Annotated in this window: 18 protein-coding genes; 3 read left to right on the forward strand and 15 right to left on the reverse strand. The window is 61.5% G+C overall.

Translation table 11 applies throughout. From position 1 onward, the window contains the following. Nucleotides 1-1,332 (forward strand): sigma-54-dependent transcriptional regulator, encoded by a 1,332-nt coding sequence (locus ABVN20_RS09700; RefSeq protein ID WP_368555416.1) that lies wholly within the window; start codon nucleotides 1-3, stop codon nucleotides 1,330-1,332. A 431-nt stretch (nucleotides 1,333-1,763) separates the two neighbouring features. On the opposite strand, the gene thiO is transcribed toward ABVN20_RS09700, so the two are convergent. Genes thiO through ABVN20_RS09735 form a run of 7 tightly spaced genes read right to left on the reverse strand, consistent with a single transcriptional unit; the run spans nucleotide 1,764 to nucleotide 8,546 of the window. Further along, a complete protein-coding gene (gene thiO, locus ABVN20_RS09705; RefSeq protein WP_368555417.1) occupies nucleotides 1,764-2,870 on the reverse strand; it encodes a glycine oxidase ThiO in 1,107 nt (368 codons plus the stop codon). 57 nt (nucleotides 2,871-2,927) lie between these two features. Beyond that, complete coding sequence (locus tag ABVN20_RS09710) at nucleotides 2,928-3,329, reverse strand: type IV pilin protein (protein WP_368555418.1); 402 nt, start codon at nucleotides 3,327-3,329, stop codon at nucleotides 2,928-2,930. Between the two features lie 14 nt (nucleotides 3,330-3,343). Continuing rightward, entirely contained in the window at nucleotides 3,344-6,457 is a 3,114-nt protein-coding gene (locus tag ABVN20_RS09715; protein ID WP_368555419.1) for a pilus assembly protein, read from the reverse strand. Continuing rightward, nucleotides 6,444-6,905: a PilX N-terminal domain-containing pilus assembly protein gene (locus tag ABVN20_RS09720; protein WP_368555420.1), complete on the reverse strand. Its 462-nt coding sequence runs from the start codon at nucleotides 6,903-6,905 to the stop codon at nucleotides 6,444-6,446. Before ABVN20_RS09720 ends, ABVN20_RS09715 begins: the two co-directional genes overlap by 14 nt. Nucleotides 6,906-6,916: 11 nt before the next feature. Next, complete coding sequence (locus tag ABVN20_RS09725; protein WP_368555421.1) at nucleotides 6,917-7,630, reverse strand: PilW family protein; 714 nt, start codon at nucleotides 7,628-7,630, stop codon at nucleotides 6,917-6,919. Beyond that, nucleotides 7,627-8,076, reverse strand: coding sequence for a type IV pilus modification protein PilV (gene pilV, locus ABVN20_RS09730; protein ID WP_368555422.1), 450 nt, complete (start codon nucleotides 8,074-8,076; stop codon nucleotides 7,627-7,629). Before pilV ends, ABVN20_RS09725 begins: the two co-directional genes overlap by 4 nt. Beyond that, nucleotides 8,073-8,546 (reverse strand): GspH/FimT family pseudopilin, encoded by a 474-nt coding sequence (locus ABVN20_RS09735; RefSeq protein ID WP_368555423.1) that lies wholly within the window; start codon nucleotides 8,544-8,546, stop codon nucleotides 8,073-8,075. The genes pilV and ABVN20_RS09735 overlap by 4 nt, the downstream gene beginning before the upstream one ends. 132 nt (nucleotides 8,547-8,678) lie before the next feature. Here ABVN20_RS09735 and ABVN20_RS09740 point away from each other — a divergent pair, with 132 nt between their 5' ends. After that, complete coding sequence (locus ABVN20_RS09740; protein WP_368555424.1) at nucleotides 8,679-9,197, forward strand: GspH/FimT family pseudopilin; 519 nt, start codon at nucleotides 8,679-8,681, stop codon at nucleotides 9,195-9,197. Nucleotide 9,198: 1 nt separating this feature from the next. Here ABVN20_RS09740 and ispH read toward each other — a convergent pair whose 3' ends face one another. The 6 genes from ispH to murJ all read right to left on the reverse strand — a co-directional run bounded on the left by ispH (nucleotide 9,199) and on the right by murJ (nucleotide 16,699). Further along, complete coding sequence (gene ispH / locus ABVN20_RS09745) at nucleotides 9,199-10,146, reverse strand: 4-hydroxy-3-methylbut-2-enyl diphosphate reductase (RefSeq protein WP_368555425.1); 948 nt, start codon at nucleotides 10,144-10,146, stop codon at nucleotides 9,199-9,201. Between the two features lie 151 nt (nucleotides 10,147-10,297). Further along, a complete protein-coding gene (gene fkpB, locus ABVN20_RS09750; RefSeq protein ID WP_368555426.1) occupies nucleotides 10,298-10,750 on the reverse strand; it encodes an FKBP-type peptidyl-prolyl cis-trans isomerase in 453 nt (150 codons plus the stop codon). Further along, complete coding sequence (lspA, locus tag ABVN20_RS09755; protein ID WP_368555427.1) at nucleotides 10,743-11,255, reverse strand: signal peptidase II; 513 nt, start codon at nucleotides 11,253-11,255, stop codon at nucleotides 10,743-10,745. The genes fkpB and lspA overlap by 8 nt, the downstream gene beginning before the upstream one ends. Beyond that, nucleotides 11,248-14,079, reverse strand: coding sequence for an isoleucine--tRNA ligase (gene ileS / locus ABVN20_RS09760; protein ID WP_368555428.1), 2,832 nt, complete (start codon nucleotides 14,077-14,079; stop codon nucleotides 11,248-11,250). Before ileS ends, lspA begins: the two co-directional genes overlap by 8 nt. Nucleotides 14,080-14,092: 13 nt before the next feature. Further along, the gene (ribF, locus tag ABVN20_RS09765; RefSeq protein WP_368555429.1) at nucleotides 14,093-15,031 is read right to left on the reverse strand and encodes a bifunctional riboflavin kinase/FAD synthetase; all 939 of its coding nucleotides are present in this window, start codon (nucleotides 15,029-15,031) and stop codon (nucleotides 14,093-14,095) included. Between the two features lie 129 nt (nucleotides 15,032-15,160). Continuing rightward, a complete protein-coding gene (gene murJ / locus ABVN20_RS09770; protein ID WP_368555430.1) occupies nucleotides 15,161-16,699 on the reverse strand; it encodes a murein biosynthesis integral membrane protein MurJ in 1,539 nt (512 codons plus the stop codon). A 252-nt stretch (nucleotides 16,700-16,951) separates the two neighbouring features. Between murJ and rpsT the strand changes: the two genes are divergently transcribed. Beyond that, complete coding sequence (gene rpsT, locus ABVN20_RS09775; protein WP_368555431.1) at nucleotides 16,952-17,230, forward strand: 30S ribosomal protein S20; 279 nt, start codon at nucleotides 16,952-16,954, stop codon at nucleotides 17,228-17,230. Nucleotides 17,231-17,413: 183 nt separating this feature from the next. Here the strand turns inward: rpsT and ABVN20_RS09780 are convergent, their stop codons facing one another. Both ABVN20_RS09780 and proB read right to left on the reverse strand, forming a co-directional pair. Next, nucleotides 17,414-17,878, reverse strand: coding sequence for a CreA family protein (locus ABVN20_RS09780; RefSeq protein WP_192309038.1), 465 nt, complete (start codon nucleotides 17,876-17,878; stop codon nucleotides 17,414-17,416). A gap of 12 nt (nucleotides 17,879-17,890) precedes the next feature. Continuing rightward, complete coding sequence (proB, locus tag ABVN20_RS09785; RefSeq protein ID WP_368557691.1) at nucleotides 17,891-19,009, reverse strand: glutamate 5-kinase; 1,119 nt, start codon at nucleotides 19,007-19,009, stop codon at nucleotides 17,891-17,893. Nucleotides 19,010-19,050: the final 41 nt, after the last annotated feature.

Consider the following 19,050-nt stretch of genomic DNA (forward strand, 5'->3'; position numbering starts at 1 on the left):
ATGAGCCAACGGCAAAAAATCCTGATCGTCGACGATGAACCGGATATCCGCGAACTGCTGGAAATCACCCTGGGACGCATGAAACTCGACACCTTCAGTGCTCGCAACCTGGGGGAAGCACAGCTCTTGCTCAAGCGCGAGACCTTCGACCTGTGCCTGACCGATATGCGCCTGCCGGACGGCAACGGTCTCGATCTGGTGCAACACATCCAGCAACGCTACCCACAATTGCCGGTCGCCATGATCACGGCCTATGGCAGCCTGGAAACCGCGATCAATGCGCTCAAGGCCGGGGCGTTCGACTTCCTGACCAAACCGGTGGATCTCTCGCGCTTGCGTGAACTGGTCAGCAGCGCCCTGCGCATGCCCGCGCCGGGCGGCAGCGTCGATCGCCGCCTGCTGGGCGACTCACTGCCCATGCGCAGCTTGCGCAAACAGATCGACAAGCTGGCCCGCAGCCAGGCCCCGGTGTACATCAGCGGTGAATCGGGCAGCGGCAAGGAACTGGTGGCACGGCTGATCCACGAACAAGGTGCGCGGGCCAACCAGCCGTTCATCCCGGTGAACTGCGGGGCGATCCCCTCGGATCTGATGGAAAGCGAGTTTTTCGGCCATCGCAAAGGCAGTTTCAGCGGCGCCATCGAGGACAAGCCCGGCCTGTTTCAGGCGGCCCATGGCGGCACGCTGTTTCTCGATGAAGTGGCGGACCTGCCGCTGGCGATGCAGGTCAAACTGTTGCGGGCGATCCAGGAAAAGGCCGTGCGCAGCGTCGGTGGGCAGCAGGAGACCGTGGTCGATGTGCGCATTCTCTGCGCCACCCACAGGGACCTTGATGCCGAAGTCGCTGCCGAGCGCTTTCGGCAGGATCTGTATTACCGGCTCAATGTCATTGAATTGAGGGTGCCGCCCTTGCGCGAGCGCCGCGACGACATCGAATCCCTGGCGGGGCATATGCTCAAGCGTCTCGCCGCCGGCAGTGGTCAACCTGCCACCAAACTCCACCCCCAGGCTCTCGACGCGCTCAAGCGCTATCGCTTCCCGGGCAACGTGCGGGAGCTGGAGAATATGCTCGAGCGGGCGCACACCTTGTGCGAGAACAAGCAGATCGAAGCGGGAGACCTGCGCCTGGTCGAGGGTAACAGCAGTGCTGACAGTGGCGTGCCGGATCTGACGCAGATCGACAATCTGGAAGATTATCTGGATAACGTCGAGCGCAAGCTCATTCTCCAGGCGCTGGAGGAAACCCGCTGGAACCGGACGGCGGCGGCGCAGCGGTTGAATTTGTCGTTTCGGTCGATGCGGTATCGGTTGAAGAAATTCGGGCTGGATTGATTTTTTTGTGGGAGCGGGCTTGCTCGCGATGGCGGCCTGACAGGTGTACATATCCGTTTCTGCGGTAACGGCCGCTTTTGGTTCCGCCCTTACGGCGGGTTACTTTGTCGCGCCAAAGTAACCAAAACGCTTGGCCCCTGACGTACGGCCCTTCGCTGACGCTCCGGGTTCCCTCGCTCCGGTCCTGCTCCGTGGGCCCGCCGCCATCGGCCATCCTTGGCCGAGGGCGGCTAACCCGGCATCCATGCCGGGTTGCCCACTGCGCAGAACCTCCACTCGGCCTTCCGACGGGGCAATCTGCGTCGCCTGTGAAATCGTGGCTCGGTTTCTGTTTCTGTGGGAGCGAGCCTGCTCGCGATGGGCGTTAACGATGACGCGGGCATTCAGATGCCGAGCGTTATCGTTGACGATTATCGCGAGCAAGCTCGCGCCTACAGATGCAGGCGTCCGGCTGGGGCGTAGGGGGTTGGGTCGATGATGGGGGTGCGGCCCAGCATCACATCGGCGAACAGCTGGCAGGAGGCGGGTGCCAGTACCAGGCCGTTGCGGTAGTGCCCGCAGTTGAGCCAGAGGCCGTCGAAGCCCGGTACCCGGCCGATGTAGGGGATGCCTTCTGGCGAGCCCGGTCGCAGTCCGGCCCAGTGCCCGACCACTTCGGCATCCGCCAGTGCCGGGATCAGCTCCACGGCTGTTGCTTTCAGGCTCTGTAACGCGGAGTCGGTCGGTGTCTTGTCGTAGCCTTCATGCTCCAGCGTACTGCCAATCAGGATGTGCCCGTCGCGGCGCGGGATGGCATAGCGACGCTTGGCCAGCACCATGCTCGGCAGGAAATCCGCGGCACATTTGTACAGGATCATCTGCCCTTTGACAGGCTCGACCGGCAGTTCCAGTCCCAGGCTTTTAAGCAGATCACCACTCCAGGCGCCCGCGGTCAGGACGACCTGATCGCCGCGAATGTCGCCCGTCGCGGTCTGTACGCCGACGACCTTGTCGCCCTCACGCACAAATCCGCTGACTTCGCACTGCTCATGGATCGTCACGTTCGGCAGTGCCTGCAACGCGGCCTTGAGCGATTTGACCAGGCGTGGATTCCGCACATTGGCGACACCTTCCATGTAAATCGCCCGGGAAAAACCATCGCCCAATACCGGCACCGCATCACGGGCGGCCGAGATATCCACAGCCCGCAACGGACGGTTTTCCCGTTTGGCCCAGGCCAGGGCCTCGGCTTCATCCTCCAGGTCCAGCCAGTAAAGGCCGGTGACATGCACTTCGGGATCGACACCGGTACTGGCGAACAGCCGCTCACCGAGCTGTGGATAAAAGTCCTGCGACCAATGCGCCAGCGCCGTGACCGCCGGGCTGTAGCGCCAAGGGTACAGCGGCGAAACGATGCCGCCGCCGGCCCAGGACGACTCCTGCCCGACACCCGCCCGATCCAGCAGCACAACGCTCTGCACTTCGGAGGCGAGATTGAACGCCGTCAGCAGGCCAATCACGCCCCCGCCGACAATCACTACTTGCTGTTGCATGGTCATGCTTGAATCCAACCGTTAGATAGACAGGGGGCACAAAAGGCGCCCGACAAAAGAAACTCAACGACCCCAGCAATCCTTGGTGCCCACCCCGGACGCCGCATTGACCATGCTCCTGACACCGGTGTTGGTGATGGTGAAATCGCCGCACTTGTCCGTGGCCATGCTGCTGCCGGTCTTGCGCGTAGCAGTCAGCAGGAATGTCTGATCCGCCAGGGTCGGGGTAATGGTGTAGTAGTCGTTACCGGCGCTCAGACCGGTGGCATTGGTGTAGAGGTTATTCCTCGAGTAATACCGCTCGAGAATCTGCGCCTGTTCGGAAAGCAGCCCGGTCACTTCCGCCCGACGTCCCTTCTTCACGTATTCGGTGAGGCTCGGGTAGCCAATGGTGATCAAGATACCGATGATCGCAATCACGATCATGATTTCGATCAGGGTAAAACCTCGGTTGGATGTGCGCATGCCTGAACTCTCACTCACTGAATTTGCCGCCACATGATGCGACGACTGCCGCCGCCGGCTTTTTCCACCAGCGTGGTGGGCGTTCCGCTGGAGTCGTTGACGACTTTGCGGGCGCCGCCGTTGACGATGGCGTTCAACGTGGGCATCCCGCCGGAGAAGATCACCCCGCTGGAAATCGTGTCCGCGCTGTCGACAACTCCGTCGCCGTTGGTGTCGAGCACCGCATAGTTGAGCATCTTACCGCTGAACGCATCCAGTTCGATCAGCTTGCCGGTGCCGAAACTGGCACAGGGGTCTGTGGTATCGACGGCGGCCGTGGTAAAGACGATCCTCCCCAGCACCAGCGACGCCTGGTTGATCACCCGCTCACCGGTCAGCAGGTTGTTGTAGACCAGCGGCAGGTACCAGCCCTTCTTGCCCGGATAGATCACTTCGTTCTGGCTGGTGGTGATGAATTGCCCCGAGCTTCCCGAGAACACGCCCGTGATCGACTGCGCCTGCAAACTGGACGTGGTGATCTGGCCGGAGCCCCCCTCAGCATCCCAGACGGCATAAAACGCCTGAAGATCCTTGTTGGTCTTGTCGACGGACTCGTTGAATTTGCCGGTACCGAAAAACACCACTTTGCCGCCCAGGGTATTGTCCGCCAGCAATGGCTGCGCCGTGATCGGCTGAGTCGTACCACCGGCGGTGGTGAACAGCGGCCTGCCGGAGAAGGCCACTCCCCAACTGTCGGTAGAGGTGCTGCTCAAATCGAATTTCCACATTTGCCCTTTCAAGTCACCGCCATAGGCGGCCTGCACCACGTTCTGGGCATTGACCCTGAGTTCCACCGAAGACAGGCCATTGTTGGTGTCGCTGCTGTCGACCACAATTTTCTTGATCAGCGCCCCGGTGGCGATATCCACCACATACAACGCCGCCACTCCCGAGTTACTGCCGTATCCGTTGGAGATGAACGCCGCCCATTTGCCATTGGGCAAGCGTGCCACTTCCGGGCGCGCGTAGGCATAACCCAAATCATTGAAAGCGTTCGCGGCATTTGCCGTAGCGGGCGCACTGATTTCCCACAGCGCCCTGGTCACGTTACCGGCCGACGCGTCGAACAACTGCAACCCGTAGTAGGTCTTGCCGCCCGCACCGGTGCCGCCCAGCGCCAGGGTTTTCCAGGCACCCTCGACTTGCGCATCGAACACACCGACCTGGCCGTCGACCAGAAACTTGTGGCTGACCCCATTGATGTAGGCAGGGTCAGCGATCAGGCGCAGCGACGGCAGCACGCTGGAAGGCATGTAGGCATAACGCCTGGCGCCGTTGCCCGAGTTGATGACACTGACAAAACCGTCGTTGGCGTTGACCACCAGGCTGCTGTTCATGTTGCGGGCCTTGGTGGCCAGATAGGTGCTATAGCTGGTGTCGTTCACCAGATCGGACGCGGTCTGTTCCGTCGGCGAGGCCAGCACCAGCGGTGAGTTGATGATGTCGCCAAGCAATACGCTGCGCACTTTCAAGCCGGTTTTGTTGGTGCCCTTGCTCCACTCCACCAGGTCGGTGCCGGTGATCCCGGTGGGCAGCCCCTGATCCAGCACTGCTTTCTGTGCGGCGGAGAAATTCCCGTAGGTCAGGGTGATAGCCGCCGGGGGAGTGCTCGCGGTGTTCCACGACTGGTAGGTCGGCGCGGTGGCACTGGGGACGATGGCGGTGTCGGTGGTCCAGAGCACCGAGGCGGTGTTGACCGTACCGGTGGAGGTGAAGCCATAGGACCTGATCGTGCCGCGCCAGTCCTTGGGGTCGTAGCTGGTCTGGTAGTACGCAGAGCCGGTACCGACGATGGCGCTGCTGGTGGTGCCGCTGCCCCCCGAGCCCGCCTTCGAGGTGATGTCGCTCAACGCCGAGGCCAGGGCCGTGCTGAGGCCGGCACTGTCCGTTGCCTGGTAATACTTGCCCTGGCCGTAGCTCGCCGCATCCGACAGCATCTGATTGGCGGCGGTGAAGCCCACCGTGTAGGTGTTCATGTTCTGTTTGGGGAAGTCCACGGCATTCCAGCTTTTGCCCGCTGCGTCGGTACCGGTGCTGCGCATGTCGATGTCGAAGGCGAACTTGGCGATGTCATCCAGGTAAAGCGTATCGCCTTCGCCGTCCCCGTTCAGGTTGTCGCCATCGTTGGCACTGTTGCCGTCCCAGTTCGGCAGGCGTGTGCCCCCCAGTGGATCGTTGGTGGGGAAGGTCCGGTCGTACGTCGGCAAACCATCGGTGATCACCACGCCGTAGTTTTTCTGGCATCGGTACTGGATCGGACTGGTGTAGGTCGAGGGCGTCGAGTTGTAATACGGCGCCATGCCGCGCATGTAGCGGGTGATTTCGTAGTAGGTTTCCGCCAGCGGGGTATTGGCGATCGCGCTCAAGCCATTGATCGAGTTGATCAGTGCGTTGTAGTTGGCATCCGCCTGCGCCTGGGTGACGCTGCCGCTGACGGGAGACAGGTCGCTGATACCTCGGGCGATGAAACCACCGGGGCCAGGGTTGCCGCTGACAGGTGGGTTGAAGGTCGACAGGCCGATGCGCAGCGAGCGGTTGTTGCTGACCAGGCTGGTGGACACATCCTGCGCGACGCTGATCCGGTAATCGTTGGGGATTGCCCCGCTGCCCGTGGTGAAGTCCCGGCTGACCCCGTTGGCCAGCGTGACCAGATAGGACAGGTAGTTCGCCGTGTACCGCGTGTTCTGGTTACCCACAGGGTCAGGCAGTTTCAGGCAGATAGAACCCAACCCCAACAGCCCGCGGTTGAAACCGTACCAGCCGGTCGAGCAACCGCCACGGTTGAGGCTCGACAAAAAGACGTTGGTGTCGGTCATGTCCAGGTTCTGGCCACCAAAACATGAAAACGCGGAGTTGCAGGTGGCAATTTGCGGCCGACTGACGGTCGGGTCGAACCCCGCCGCCCAGATGATGTTGTTCATGCTGCCGGAATCGTCGATCAGCAGCATCACGTTGGGCGGCACCGCCGCAGCGCTGAGCAAGGGCGACTCCGAAGGCGTGAAGGCGTACACCGGGGCCGACAGATACAGGCCCACCGCCATGCCCCCCAGCCACTGCCACATCCGCGAGAGCCTGTCAGTACTTGGCATAGATGCTCTCCACCACACTGCGCACGTTATTGCCGACGATGGCCACGGCCGTGACCCGATAGAGCGTCGCAGAGGTGTTGCTCGGCACATTGACCGCGTTCAGCGTGGTGCCGATGTTCTGCACCCCGTAGAACCCGTTGGCGGCCGCGACCCAGGTTACCCCTGAGTTGGAGTTGAGCCCGGCACCGGTCAATGTCAGTGCCTCGCTGGGTGGTCCACACGAGCCGGTACAGACCGGCAAGCTGTAAGTACTGACTTGCACAGCGCTTTCACCGACACGCAGCGCGGCTTCGGCGGCCTGGAACGACTGATTGCGCTGGGTCACGCTGCTGGCCATTTTCTCCTGCAGGTTGGCGTTCTGCATCGACGAAATACCGATCAGCGTCAGCAGCAACAGGAACACCAGGCTGACCAACAGCGCCATGCCGCGCTGGTTATGCGAATACATCGGCCCTCCCCTCATGGCAGTCGGTTGCGCAAGGCGGCAACCACGCTGAACGTCTGATCGCGCACCTGCTGGTTCGGATCTCTCAGGGTCAGCGACAGGCGCACACTGCGGATTCGTGCCGGGTCCGAAGGGTTGCTGCTGTAGCTGGACGCAGCGCCATCGGTGGCCGAGCTGGCGAGGCCGAAGCTGACGTTGAAGGCGCTGACGTTGTCGACCAGCACCGCCTGGGTCGGCGTACCGACTCCGACGCCCATGGTCAGCTGGTTGTTCCTGAGGCTGTAAATCAGCCGCCGGATCGGAAACTGCTGCAGCTGTCCGGTGGCGGCCTGCGCACCGGAATACGCCGTGGCCGTGTTGCGGCAATCGGACACCACCGTCCATGTTGGCGTACCGCCATAGGTGCCCACATCGGCAGTGACCAGGGTCAGCCGCAGATTGGTGTTGTCCCAACTGATCGGCGTGAGCTGGCTGGTGCCGAAGCTCGACCCGCTGCTGGAGTCGGTCACCGTGGCCAGGCAGCCGAACATCCCCACCATGCGGATTTCCTGGATCATCTTGCTCAGCACGAAGCGCGCATCTTCCTGCATGTTGGCCGCGGCATTCTGGCTGACGTAGGTGTTCTTCGCCGCAATGAAAACCTGCGCCACACCGAGCACCACGATCAGCCCCAACACCAGGGCCACCAGCAGTTCGATCAGGCTGAAGCCACGATTAGGTTGCTTCATGGTGTCACCACCGGGTCGACGGCGGCGCGACTGGTCACCACCAGGCTGCGCCGGGAGTTGGCGGCATTGGCAGCCCGGGAATCGTCCCAGGTGATGGTAATGGTGTACACCCGCTGGTTCAGGGTGACGGTGCCGGTGGCGGTGTTGCCGAGAAACGTGGTGATGTTGGAGGTGAAATCGTAGAGGTCCTGGTCCCGCGCGACGCTCAGGTTGCCGGAAGTCGGTGGCGTAACGGTGTAATCGGCACCGGAATTGGCGCGGATCCGGTCCAGCATGTCGTAGGCGATGAAACTGGCCTGGCTGGTCATCCGCGAACTGTCGGTGTATTTCAGCGCGTTGAGCTGAAACGCCGCGGCACCGAGCAGGCCGACCGTCAGAATCAACAACGCCACCAGAACCTCGATCAGTGTGGTGCCTTCCTGTGCACGCGTGCTCCATTGCCTCATCCGCAACTTCCACCCAATAGAATTCGTCCGTTCAAACACACGTTCAGCGTCCTGCTTTGCGTCCCCAGTACATAGTTGATCACCACCGCCGTGGAAGGTGCCGAGAGACCGCCCAGATTGTTGAAGTCGATGGTGGTCACTCCTGAGGTTAGCGTCAGAGTGGCGCCACTGCTCATCGCGGGCACAATCCGCAATACATTGGCCGCGTTGCTGGTACCGTCGAGTACCGCCAGGTCTGCGGTCCAGGGAGTACCTGGTTCCTTCGGCCGCAAACGGGTAGTGACGCCTCGGTCGATGGCTTCCAGCCGGGCGAAATTCAACGCACGCTGCAGATCACCGACCTCGGTATCGGCCCGGGAGCCTTGTACGGACTGGGTGAACATCGGCACTGCCAGGGTAATCAGAATCAGGAAGATCGCGAGCGCGACCAGCAACTCGATCAGCGTGAAACCTTTTGTACGATGATCCATTCGATGCCCTCCGTTGCCGTCGGCTATACCTGCTGTTACACGCTAGAACATTCGACCGACAGATGTACGGTTGTTTTGCCATTACTCACGCAAGGATTGCGCGAGCCACCCCACTCCATGGAGGGAGATGCCATGCATCAGCACGGGTTCAGTCTGATCGAACTGCTTATGGGACTGACGATTGTCGGGATTGTTCTGTATCTGATCAGTCCGGCGCTGGCGGCGTTCACGGAATCGAGCCGTCGGGACGAGGCCTCCCGGTCACTGATCGCCGGCATTCGCAACGCGCGTACCCTGGCGATGACACGAAATCAGGCCGTGGTGATCCATGGCATTGACGGGGACTGGGGCCGGGGTTGGCGCATCATTCTCGACCTGAGCGGCAAAGGCGCCGATGACCGCGACAATCCGTTGATCGCCGAGCACGCGAGCAATACCGGGGTGCCGATTGCGGGAAACTGGTGGGTGAGGCGTTATATACGTTTCAGCAGCCTGGGAATGCCGCTGATGCCCGAGCGGGCCTTTCAGGCAGGGACGCTGCATCTGTGTGATACGCGCGAACCGGTGAGCCGGCGACAGATCGTACTGGCCCCGTCCGGTCGCGTCAGCCTGCTCGACGAAAGGGCCGAGCAGGCGTTATGCGAGCAGTGAATCAGGTCAGTGAGCGGACCCGCAGCTCTTTGGGCATGGAGAACGTGATGTTTTCCTCGCGCCCTGCCAGCTCATCGGCACCGGTGGCACCCCAGGCCTGCAGTTGCTGGATCACGCCACGCACCAGAACTTCCGGAGCGGAAGCACCGGCGGTGATGCCGATACGCTCGACGCCATCGAACCAGCTTTTTTGCAGGTCTTCGGCACCGTCGATCAGATAGGCCGGGGTGGACATGCGTTCGGCCAGTTCACGCAGACGGTTGGAGTTGGAACTGTTCGGGCTGCCGACCACCAGGACCACGTCGCACTCGTCAGCCAGGGTCTTGACCGCGTCCTGACGGTTTTGCGTGGCGTAGCAGATGTCGTCCTTGCGCGGGCCACCAATGGCCGGGAAGCGCGTACGCAGGGCGTCGATGACGCGGCTGGTGTCATCCATGGACAGGGTGGTCTGGGTGACGAACGCGAGTTTTTCCGGGTTGTTCACCTGCAACTCAGCGACGTCTTTCTCGTCTTCCACCAGGTAAATCGCACCGCCATTGCTGCCATCGTACTGGCCCATGGTGCCTTCGACTTCCGGGTGGCCGGCATGGCCGATGAGGATGCATTCACGGCCGTCGCGGCTGTAGCGCGCCACTTCGATGTGCACCTTGGTCACCAGCGGGCAGGTTGCGTCGAAGACCTTGAGGCCTCGACCGGCCGCCTCGGTGCGCACGGCCTGGGATACGCCGTGGGCACTGAAGATCACGATGACGTCGTCCGGCACCTGATCCAGTTCTTCGACAAAGATCGCACCGCGCGCGCGCAGGTCTTCGACGACGAACTTGTTGTGGACCACTTCGTGGCGCACATAGATCGGCGGCCCGAAGACTTCCAGGGCGCGGTTGACGATTTCGATCGCCCGATCCACACCGGCACAGAAGCCACGGGGGTTGGCGAGTTTGATTTGCATGGTGTGCCTCGTGTGTTGCAAAAGCGCTGAAAACACCCTGTGGGAGCGGGCTTGCTCGCGAAAGCGGTTTGACATTCAACATCATTGTCGACTGTAAGACCGCTTTCGCGAGCAAGCCCGCTCCCACCTTATTTCGACCGCGTCAGGCCTGTTAGAGCGCCGTAACGGAAATGATTTCCACGTCGAAGGTCAGGGTCTTGCCGGCCAGCGGGTGGTTGAAGTCGATGGTCACTTGCTCGTCATCGAACACTTTCACCACGCCTGGCAGTTCAGTATTGGCCGCATCGTTGAAGATCACCAGCAAGCCTGGCGACAGTTCCATGTCCTTGAACTGCGAGCGCGGGATGACCTGCACGTTTTGCGGGTTGGGCTGGCCAAAGGCGTTTTCCGGCTGGATGGTCAGCGTGCGCTTGTCGCCGGCCTTGAAGCCGAACAGTGCAGCCTCGAAACCTGGCAGCAGGTTGCCGTCGCCGACCTTGAAGGTCGCCGGGGCCTTGTCGAAAGTGCTGTCGACCGTGTCGCCGTTCTCCAGGCGCAATGCGAAGTGCAGAGTCACTTCCGTGTGCTCGCGGATGCGTTGTTCAGCCACTACCTGTTCAGTCATGAACGGCTTCTCCAGTCTTTTTGGATTTGAACATGTCCAGCGCCAGCATCACGGCACCCACAGTGATTGCACTGTCGGCGAAGTTGAACGCCGGGAAGTACCAGCGGTTCTGCCAATGCACCAGGATGAAGTCGATCACATGGCCCAGGGCAATGCGGTCATACAGGTTGCCCAGCGCGCCACCCAGCACCAGCGCCAGGGCGACGGCCAGCCAGGTTTCGTTGCGCCCCAGGCGCTTGAGCCATACCACCAGCACCGCACTGACCGCGATGGCGATCAGCGCGAACAACCAGCGCTGCCAGCCGGAACTGTCAGCCAGGAAGCTGAATGCCGCACCGGTGTTGTAGGCCAGGGTCCAGCTGAAGTAATCGGGGATCACCACGATTTGCTGGTACATCTTCAGCGAGCCCTCGAAGTAGAACTTGCTGGCCTGGTCGATGACCAGGACCAGCAAACTCAGCCAGAGCCAGCTCAGCCGTCCGAAACGACCAACGCCATTAGGCATAGTGACGAACCTCGCCAGTACCGCTGATGTTGTCGACGCAACGCCCGCAGATTTCCGGATGCTCCGGATTCACGCCGACGTCTTCACGGCAGTGCCAGCAACGGGCGCACTTGGCGTGGGCCGATTTGACGATTTTCAGTTTCAGGCCGCTGACTTCGGTGACCACGGCATCGGCCGGCGCCTGCACCAACGGTGCAACGCTGGCGGTGGAGGTGATCAGCACGAAGCGCAGTTCGTTGCTCAGCTTGGCCAGGTCGGCGCTCAGGGCGTCTTCGGCGAACAGCGTCACTTCGGCTTGCAGGTTGCCACCGACGGCCTTGGCCGCACGCTGGATTTCCATTTCCTTGTTGACCGCGACCTTGACCGCCATGACCCGGTCCCAGTACGCACGATCCAGCTCGAAGCCTTCCGGCAGTTCGGTCAGGCCTTCGTACCAGGTGTTGAGCATCACCGATTCGTTGCGCTCGCCCGGCAGGTACTGCCACAGCTCGTCGGCGGTGAACGCCAGGATCGGCGCGATCCAGCGCACCAGCGCTTCGCTGATGTGGAACAGCGCGGTCTGGCAGGAGCGACGGGCCTTGCTGTCGGCGCCGGTGGTGTACTGGCGGTCCTTGATGATGTCGAGGTAGAAGCCGCCCAGCTCCTGCACGCAGAAGTTGTGGATCTTGGAATAGACGTTCCAGAACCGGTACTCACCGTAGTGCTCTTGCAGCTCGCGTTGCAGCAGCAGGGTGCGGTCCACGGCCCAGCGGTCCAGGGCCAGCATTTCTTCGGCCGGCAGCAGGTCGGTGGCCGGGTTGAAGCCGGTCAGGTTCGACAGCAGGAAGCGTGCGGTGTTACGGATACGCCGGTAGGCGTCCGCGCTGCGCTGCAGGATCTGCTCGGACACCGCCATTTCGCCGGAGTAGTCGGTCGATGCCACCCACAGGCGCATGATGTCGGCGCCCAAGGTGTCGTTGACCTTTTGCGGCGCGATCACGTTGCCCAGGGACTTGGACATCTTGCGACCGGCTTCATCCACGGTGAAGCCGTGGGTCAGCAGTTCGCGGTACGGCGCGTGGTTGTCGATGGCGCAACCGGTCAGCAGCGACGAGTGGAACCAGCCGCGGTGCTGGTCCGAACCTTCCAGGTACAGGTCGGCACGCGGGCCGGACTCGTGGCCCATCGGGTGCGAACCACGCAGGACGTGCCAGTGCGTGGTGCCCGAATCGAACCAGACGTCCAGGGTGTCGCTGATCTTGTCGTACTGCGGTGCTTCATCGCCCAGCAGCTCGGCGGCGTCCAGCTTGAACCAGGCCTCGATGCCTTCGACTTCGACGCGCTTGGCGACCTCTTCCATCAGTTCGACCGTGCGTGGGTGCAGCTCGCCGCTTTCCTTGTTGAGGAAGAACGGGATCGGCACGCCCCAGTTGCGCTGACGGGAAATGCACCAGTCCGGACGGTTGGCGATCATCGAATGCAGGCGCGCCTGGCCCCAGGCCGGGACGAACTTGGTGTCTTCGATGGCTTTGAGCGAACGCTGGCGCAGGGTCTCGCCGGTGGCTGGCTGCTTGTCCATGCCGATGAACCACTGCGCGGTGGCGCGGTAGATCAGCGGGGTCTTGTGACGCCAGCAGTGCATGTAGCTGTGTTCGATGACGGTGGTGTGCATCAGCGCACCGAATTCGGTCAGTTTCTCGACGATGGCCGGGTTGGCCTTCCAGATGAACTGGCCGCCGAAGAACTCCAGGGACGGCACGTACACGCCGTTGCTCTGCACCGGGTTGAGGATGTCATCGTTGACCATGCCGTACTTCTTGCAGGTCACGAAGTCGTCCACGCCGTAGGCCGGGGCGGAGTGAACCACGCCGGTACCGGCGCCCAGTTCGACGTAGTCAGCCAGGTAAACCGGCGACAGGCGGTCGTAGAACGGGTGACGGAAGTTGATCAGTTCCAGCGCCGAGCCTGGCGCAGTAGCCAGCACCGAGCCTTCGACGCCGTAGCGCGACAGGCAGGACTCGACCAGTTCTTCAGCCAGTACCAGCAGCTTGTCGCCGATATCGACCAGGGCGTAGGTGAATTCCGGGTGAACGTTGAGTGCCTGGTTGGCCGGGATGGTCCACGGGGTGGTGGTCCAGATCACGATCGAGGCCGGCTTGACCAGCGACGGCAGGCCGAATGCGGCAGCCAGCTTGGCTTCGTCGGCAATCGGGAACGCTACGTCGATGGTCGAGGACTTCTTGTTCTCGTACTCGACTTCCGCTTCAGCCAGGGCCGAACCGCAGTCGAAGCACCAGTTCACCGGCTTCAAGCCCTTGAACACGAAACCGCCCTTGACGATTTCGGCCAGGGCGCGGATTTCACCGGCCTCGTTCTTGAAGTCCATGGTCTTGTACGGGTTGGCGAAGTCGCCCAACACGCCCAGACGGATGAATTCGGATTTCTGCCCTTCGATCTGCTCGGTGGCGTAGGCACGGCACAGTTCGCGGGTCTTGTCTGCGCCCAGGTTCTTGCCGTGGGTCACTTCGACCTTGTGCTCGATCGGCAGGCCGTGGCAGTCCCAGCCCGGAATGTAAGGCGCGTCGAAGCCCGACAGGGTTTTCGAGCGGATGATCATGTCCTTGAGAATCTTGTTCAGCGCATGACCGATGTGAATCGTGCCGTTGGCGTACGGAGGACCGTCGTGAAGTACGAACTTCGGACGATCCTTGCCAATCTCGCGCAACTTTCCGTACAGGCCAATGCTGTCCCAGCGCTGCAGAATCTGCGGTTCGCGCTGAGGCAGGCCGGCCTTCATTGGGAAGGCGGTGTCCGGAAGGTTTAGCGTGGCTTTATAGTCGGTCATTTAAGGCTCTTCATTAGCGATGGGCGCTAGGTGCGGCTAGTGCACGGGCGGCGGCGACATCCGCGTTGATCGCCGTTTTCAAGGCCTCCAGGGAGGCAAAACGCTGCTCTTCACGCAGCTTGTGGTGGAAAACCACCGTCAGACGCCGGTCGTACAGATCGCCGGCAAAATCCAGAAGATGTACTTCGAGATGGGCTTTGCCATCTCCCTGGACCGTTGGTCGTACACCGATGTTGGCGACGCCGGGCCAGGCCTTGCCGTCGATGTCGACGTTGACCAGGAACACCCCGGTCAGCGGCACGCGACGACGCTTGAGTTGAATGTTGGCGGTGGGCGTACCCAGTTGACGCGCCAGTTTCTGGCCATGCAGCACCCGCCCGGTGATCTGGAACGGTCGCCCGAGCAGACGCTCGGCCAGGGCAAAATCGGCGGCAGCCAGGGCATTTCGCACCTGGGTGCTGCTGACACGGATGCCATCGAGCTCGACGGTTTGCGCCGCTTCCACCGTGAAGCCCTGCATGACCCCGGCCTGTTGCAGGAACTCGAAGTCCCCTACCCGGTCACAGCCGAAACGGAAGTCGTCGCCGACCTCCAGATGCTTTACGCCGAGGCCGTCGACCAGGATGGTATCGACGAATTCGCTGGCACTGAGCTTGCTCAGGCGCTGGTTGAAGGCCAGGCACAGGACGCGATCAACGCCTTCGCCGGCCAGCAGCTGCAGCTTGTCCCGCAGGCGGGCCAGGCGTGCTGGCGCCGTATCAGGCGCGAAGAACTCCCGCGGCTGCGGCTCGAAAATCACCACGCAGCTGGGTACGCCCAACTCGCGCGCACGCTCACGCAGCCTCGCCAGGATAGCCTGGTGACCACGGTGAACACCGTCAAAGTTGCCAATAGTGGCGACACAGCCCCGATGCTGGGGGCGCAGGTTGTGAAGGCCTCGAACCAGCTGCATAACGCGCTTCTTGCTCATAAAGTGGTCGATTATAACCACACCCGGCGGCCGACGACAGGCAGCACCGTAACCCAAAGTAATCGAACCGACAAAACCGCCGGCCCGCCCGTGATTTTCAAGGCGAAGACTTCAGCTCAACGCCTTGCGATTGAAGTCGCGCAAACGGAAGCCCAGCAACAGCAACATGCCGAAATACGAAACCACACCCGCGACCACCAACACACCCAGGCGCAGGAACCGTTCGAGCATGTGCCCCTCGTCCCACGCCGGCATGAAATGCATGCCCACCAGCAGCACCGCCGACATCACCAGCACGGCAATCACCAGCTTGGCGGCGAATTTCGCCCAGCCCGGTTGCGGCTGATACATCTGCTGCTTGCGCAATTGATAGAACAGCAACCCGGCATTCAGGCAGGCACCGGCGCTGATGGCCAGGGCCAGGCCGGCATGGGCCAGCGGGCCGATCAACAGCAGGTTGAACAACTGCGTGACGACCAGAGTGAAAATCGCGATTTTTACCGGCGTACGGATGTTTTGTTGCGCATAAAAGCCCGGCGCCAGCACTTTGATCACAATAATACCGAGCAGCCCGACTGAATAGGCAATCAAGGCACACTGGGTCATCGCCGCATCGAACGCGTTGAACTGACCGTACTGGAACAGCGAGACCGTCAGCGGCTCCGCCAGAATCCCCAATGCCAGCGCGCAGGGCAACACCAGCACGAAGCACAGGCGCAGGCCCCAATCGAGAATCCGTGAATATTCGGTCCGGTCCTGATTCGCATAGGTCTTGGCCAGGGTAGGCAACAGGATCGTCCCCAGCGCCACGCCCAGCACACCGGACGGCAACTCCATCAGGCGATCGGCGTAATACATCCACGACACCGAGCCTGCGACCAGAAATGAAGCGAAGATGGTGTTGATGATAAGCGAAATCTGGCTGACCGAGACTCCAAGAATGGCCGGCAGCATCTGTTTCATGACCCGCCAGACGCCGCTGTCACGCAGATTCAGGCGCGGCAGCACCAGCATGCCGATCTTTTTCAGGGCCGGCAGTTGATACAACAGCTGCGCCAGGCCACCAGCCAGCACCGCCCAGCCCAGGGCCATGACCGGCGGATCGAAATACGGCGTCAGGAACACCGCGAAAATAATCATGCTGACGTTGAGCAGGGTCGGCACGAACGCCGGCACCGAGAAGCGGTTGTAGGTATTGAGGATCGCGCCTGCCAGGGAAGACAGGGAGATCAGCAATATATAAGGAAAGGTCACGCGCAACAGATCGGCGGTCAGCTGGAATTTTTCCGGCGTGTCGGTAAAGCCGGGGGCGGTCACCCAGATCACCCAGGGCGCGGCGAGCATGCCCAGCGCGGTCACCAGCGCCAGCACCAGAGTCAGCAGGCCGGACACGTAGGCAACAAAGGTCCGTGTCGCCTCCTCGCCCTTCTGGTTCTTGTATTCGGCCAGGATCGGCACGAACGCCTGGGAAAACGCACCTTCGGCGAAGATCCGGCGCAGCAGATTGGGCAGCTTGAAGGCAATGAAGAAGGCGTCCGTCGCCATGCCCGCGCCAAACGTGCGCGCGATGAGGGTGTCACGAATGAACCCCAGAACCCGGGAAATCATCGTGATAGAGCTGACGGCGGCCAACGATTTGAGCAGATTCATTAAAAGAGTTCGTGCCTGTCGATAAACAGCAGGCGAACAATGCGCCTACTTGTGCGATACTCCGCGCCGCAACAGCACAGAGCCAAAGCTCGCGAGTTTACAGGTCAAACGCCGGAAATAAATCTCCCGCCTCGTTATACCTACCACTTAGCGGAACGTCTCAACCGCCCTTGACAAGACATCAACTCATCGGCATGATTCGCGGCCTATTTTGTTTGCTATTTCCTAAAAAGTCTTTCGAGGAGCTCGACGGTGGCCAACTCACCTTCCGCCAAAAAACGTGCTAAACAGGCTGAGAAGCGTCGCAGCCACAACGCCAGCCTGCGTTCCATGGTTCGTACCTACATCAAGAATGTAGTTAAAGCCATCGACGCAAAAGACGCTGCAAAAGCTCAAGCCGCTTACACCCTGGCTGTGCCAGTTATCGACCGTATGGCCGATAAAGGCATCATCCACAAAAACAAGGCTGCTCGTCATAAGAGCCGTCTGAATGGCCACGTAAAGGCCCTGAACGTTGCCGCTGCTGCCTAAGCGACGCGTTCACTAAAAAACCGACCCAAGGGTCGGTTTTTTATTGCCTGTGATTTATTGATCACCGCAAAAAAATGTGGGAGCGGGCTTGCTCGCGAATGCGGCGTGTCAGTCGACATTAATGTTGAATGACACACTGCATTCGCGAGCAAGCCCGCTCCCACACTTAGATTTGCGCTGGACTTACTGCGCGCTGGCCCACGGCAAAATCGGGATCGCCGTCACCGCATTCTGCGGGCTGCCCTCGATCAGGCGATCGCTGTACACCAGGTACACCAGCGTATTGCGCTTCTTGTCGAGAAAGCGCACCACCTGCATGGTCTTGAACACCAGCGAGGTGCGCTCCTTGAACACTTCCTCGCCATCCTTGAGCTGACCCTTGAAGTTGATCGGGCCAACTTGCCGGCAGGCAATCGAGGCCTCGGCACGATCTTCGGCCAGGCCCAGACCACCCTTCACGCCACCGGTCTTGGCGCGCGACAGGTAACAGGTCACGCCCTCGACCTTGGGATCGTCAAACGCTTCAACGACGATACGGTCGTTCGGGCCGACGAACTTGAACACCGTCGACACCTGGCCGATCTCCTCGGCCGAAGCCAGCAGCGGCATCGCCAGCAGCAACCCCAACAATCCTTTTGCCACACGCATTCAAATATTCCCTCAGACCAGGATCAGGTTGTCGCGGTGAACCAGTTCCGGCTCCGCCATGTAACCCAACAGACCGACAATCGCATCAGACGACTGACCAATGATTTTTTGCGCTTCCAGCGCGCTGTAGTTGGCCAGACCCCGGGCGATCTCGTGACCGTCCGGCGCCACGCAGACCACCATTTCGCCGCGCCGGAAACTGCCCTGGACCAGCTTCACGCCCACCGGCAGCAGGCTTTTGTTGCCCTGGGACAGCGCCGTCACCGCACCCGCATCCAGCACCAGGGTGCCACGGGTTTGCAGGTGCCCGGCCAGCCACTGCTTGCGCGCCGCCAGCATGCCGCGCTCAGGCGACAGCAAGGTGCCAATGCGCTCGCCAGCCTTGAGGCGATCGAGCACACGCTCAAGGCGCCCGCCAACGATGATGGTGTGCGCACCGGAACGCGCCGCCAGACGCGCTGCACGCAGCTTGGTCTGCATGCCGCCACGCCCCAGCGCGCCACCGGTACCGCCCGCTACCGCGTCGAGCGCCGGATCATCGGCACGCGCTTCGTAGATCAGCTGGGCATCCGGGTTGTTGCGCGGGTCGGCGTCGAACATGCCATCGCGATCCGTCAGGATCACCAGCAGGTCAGCCTCCACCAGGTTGGCCACCAGCGCCGCCAGGGTGTCGTTGTCGCCAAAACGGATCTCATCGGTGACCACGGTGTCGTTTTCATTGATCACCGGAATCACTTTCAACTCGACCAGGGCACGCAAGGTGCTGCGGGCGTTCAGATAGCGCTTGCGATCAGACAGGTCGTCATGGGTCAGGAGAATCTGCGCGGTGTGCCGGCCATGCTCGGCGAAGCTCGATTCCCAGGCCTGCACCAAGCCCATCTGACCGATTGCAGCGGCAGCCTGGAGCTCGTGCATCGCACTGGGTCGTACGGTCCAGCCCAGACGACTCATGCCCGCCGCCACCGCGCCGGACGATACCAGCACCAGCTCGACGCCCGCCTCGTGCAAGGCCACCATCTGCTCAACCCAGACACCCATTGCCGCGCGATCCAGGCCCTTGCCGTCCGCCGTCAGCAAAGCGCTGCCGATCTTCACGACCCAACGCTGCGCACCTGTCACCTTGCTCCGCATCATCTTCAACCTTAGCTTGAGGGCAACGCGACCTGGCGCTG

This window comes from Pseudomonas sp. MYb118 (genome assembly GCF_040947875.1).
In the GTDB taxonomy this organism is placed as follows: domain Bacteria; phylum Pseudomonadota; class Gammaproteobacteria; order Pseudomonadales; family Pseudomonadaceae; genus Aquipseudomonas.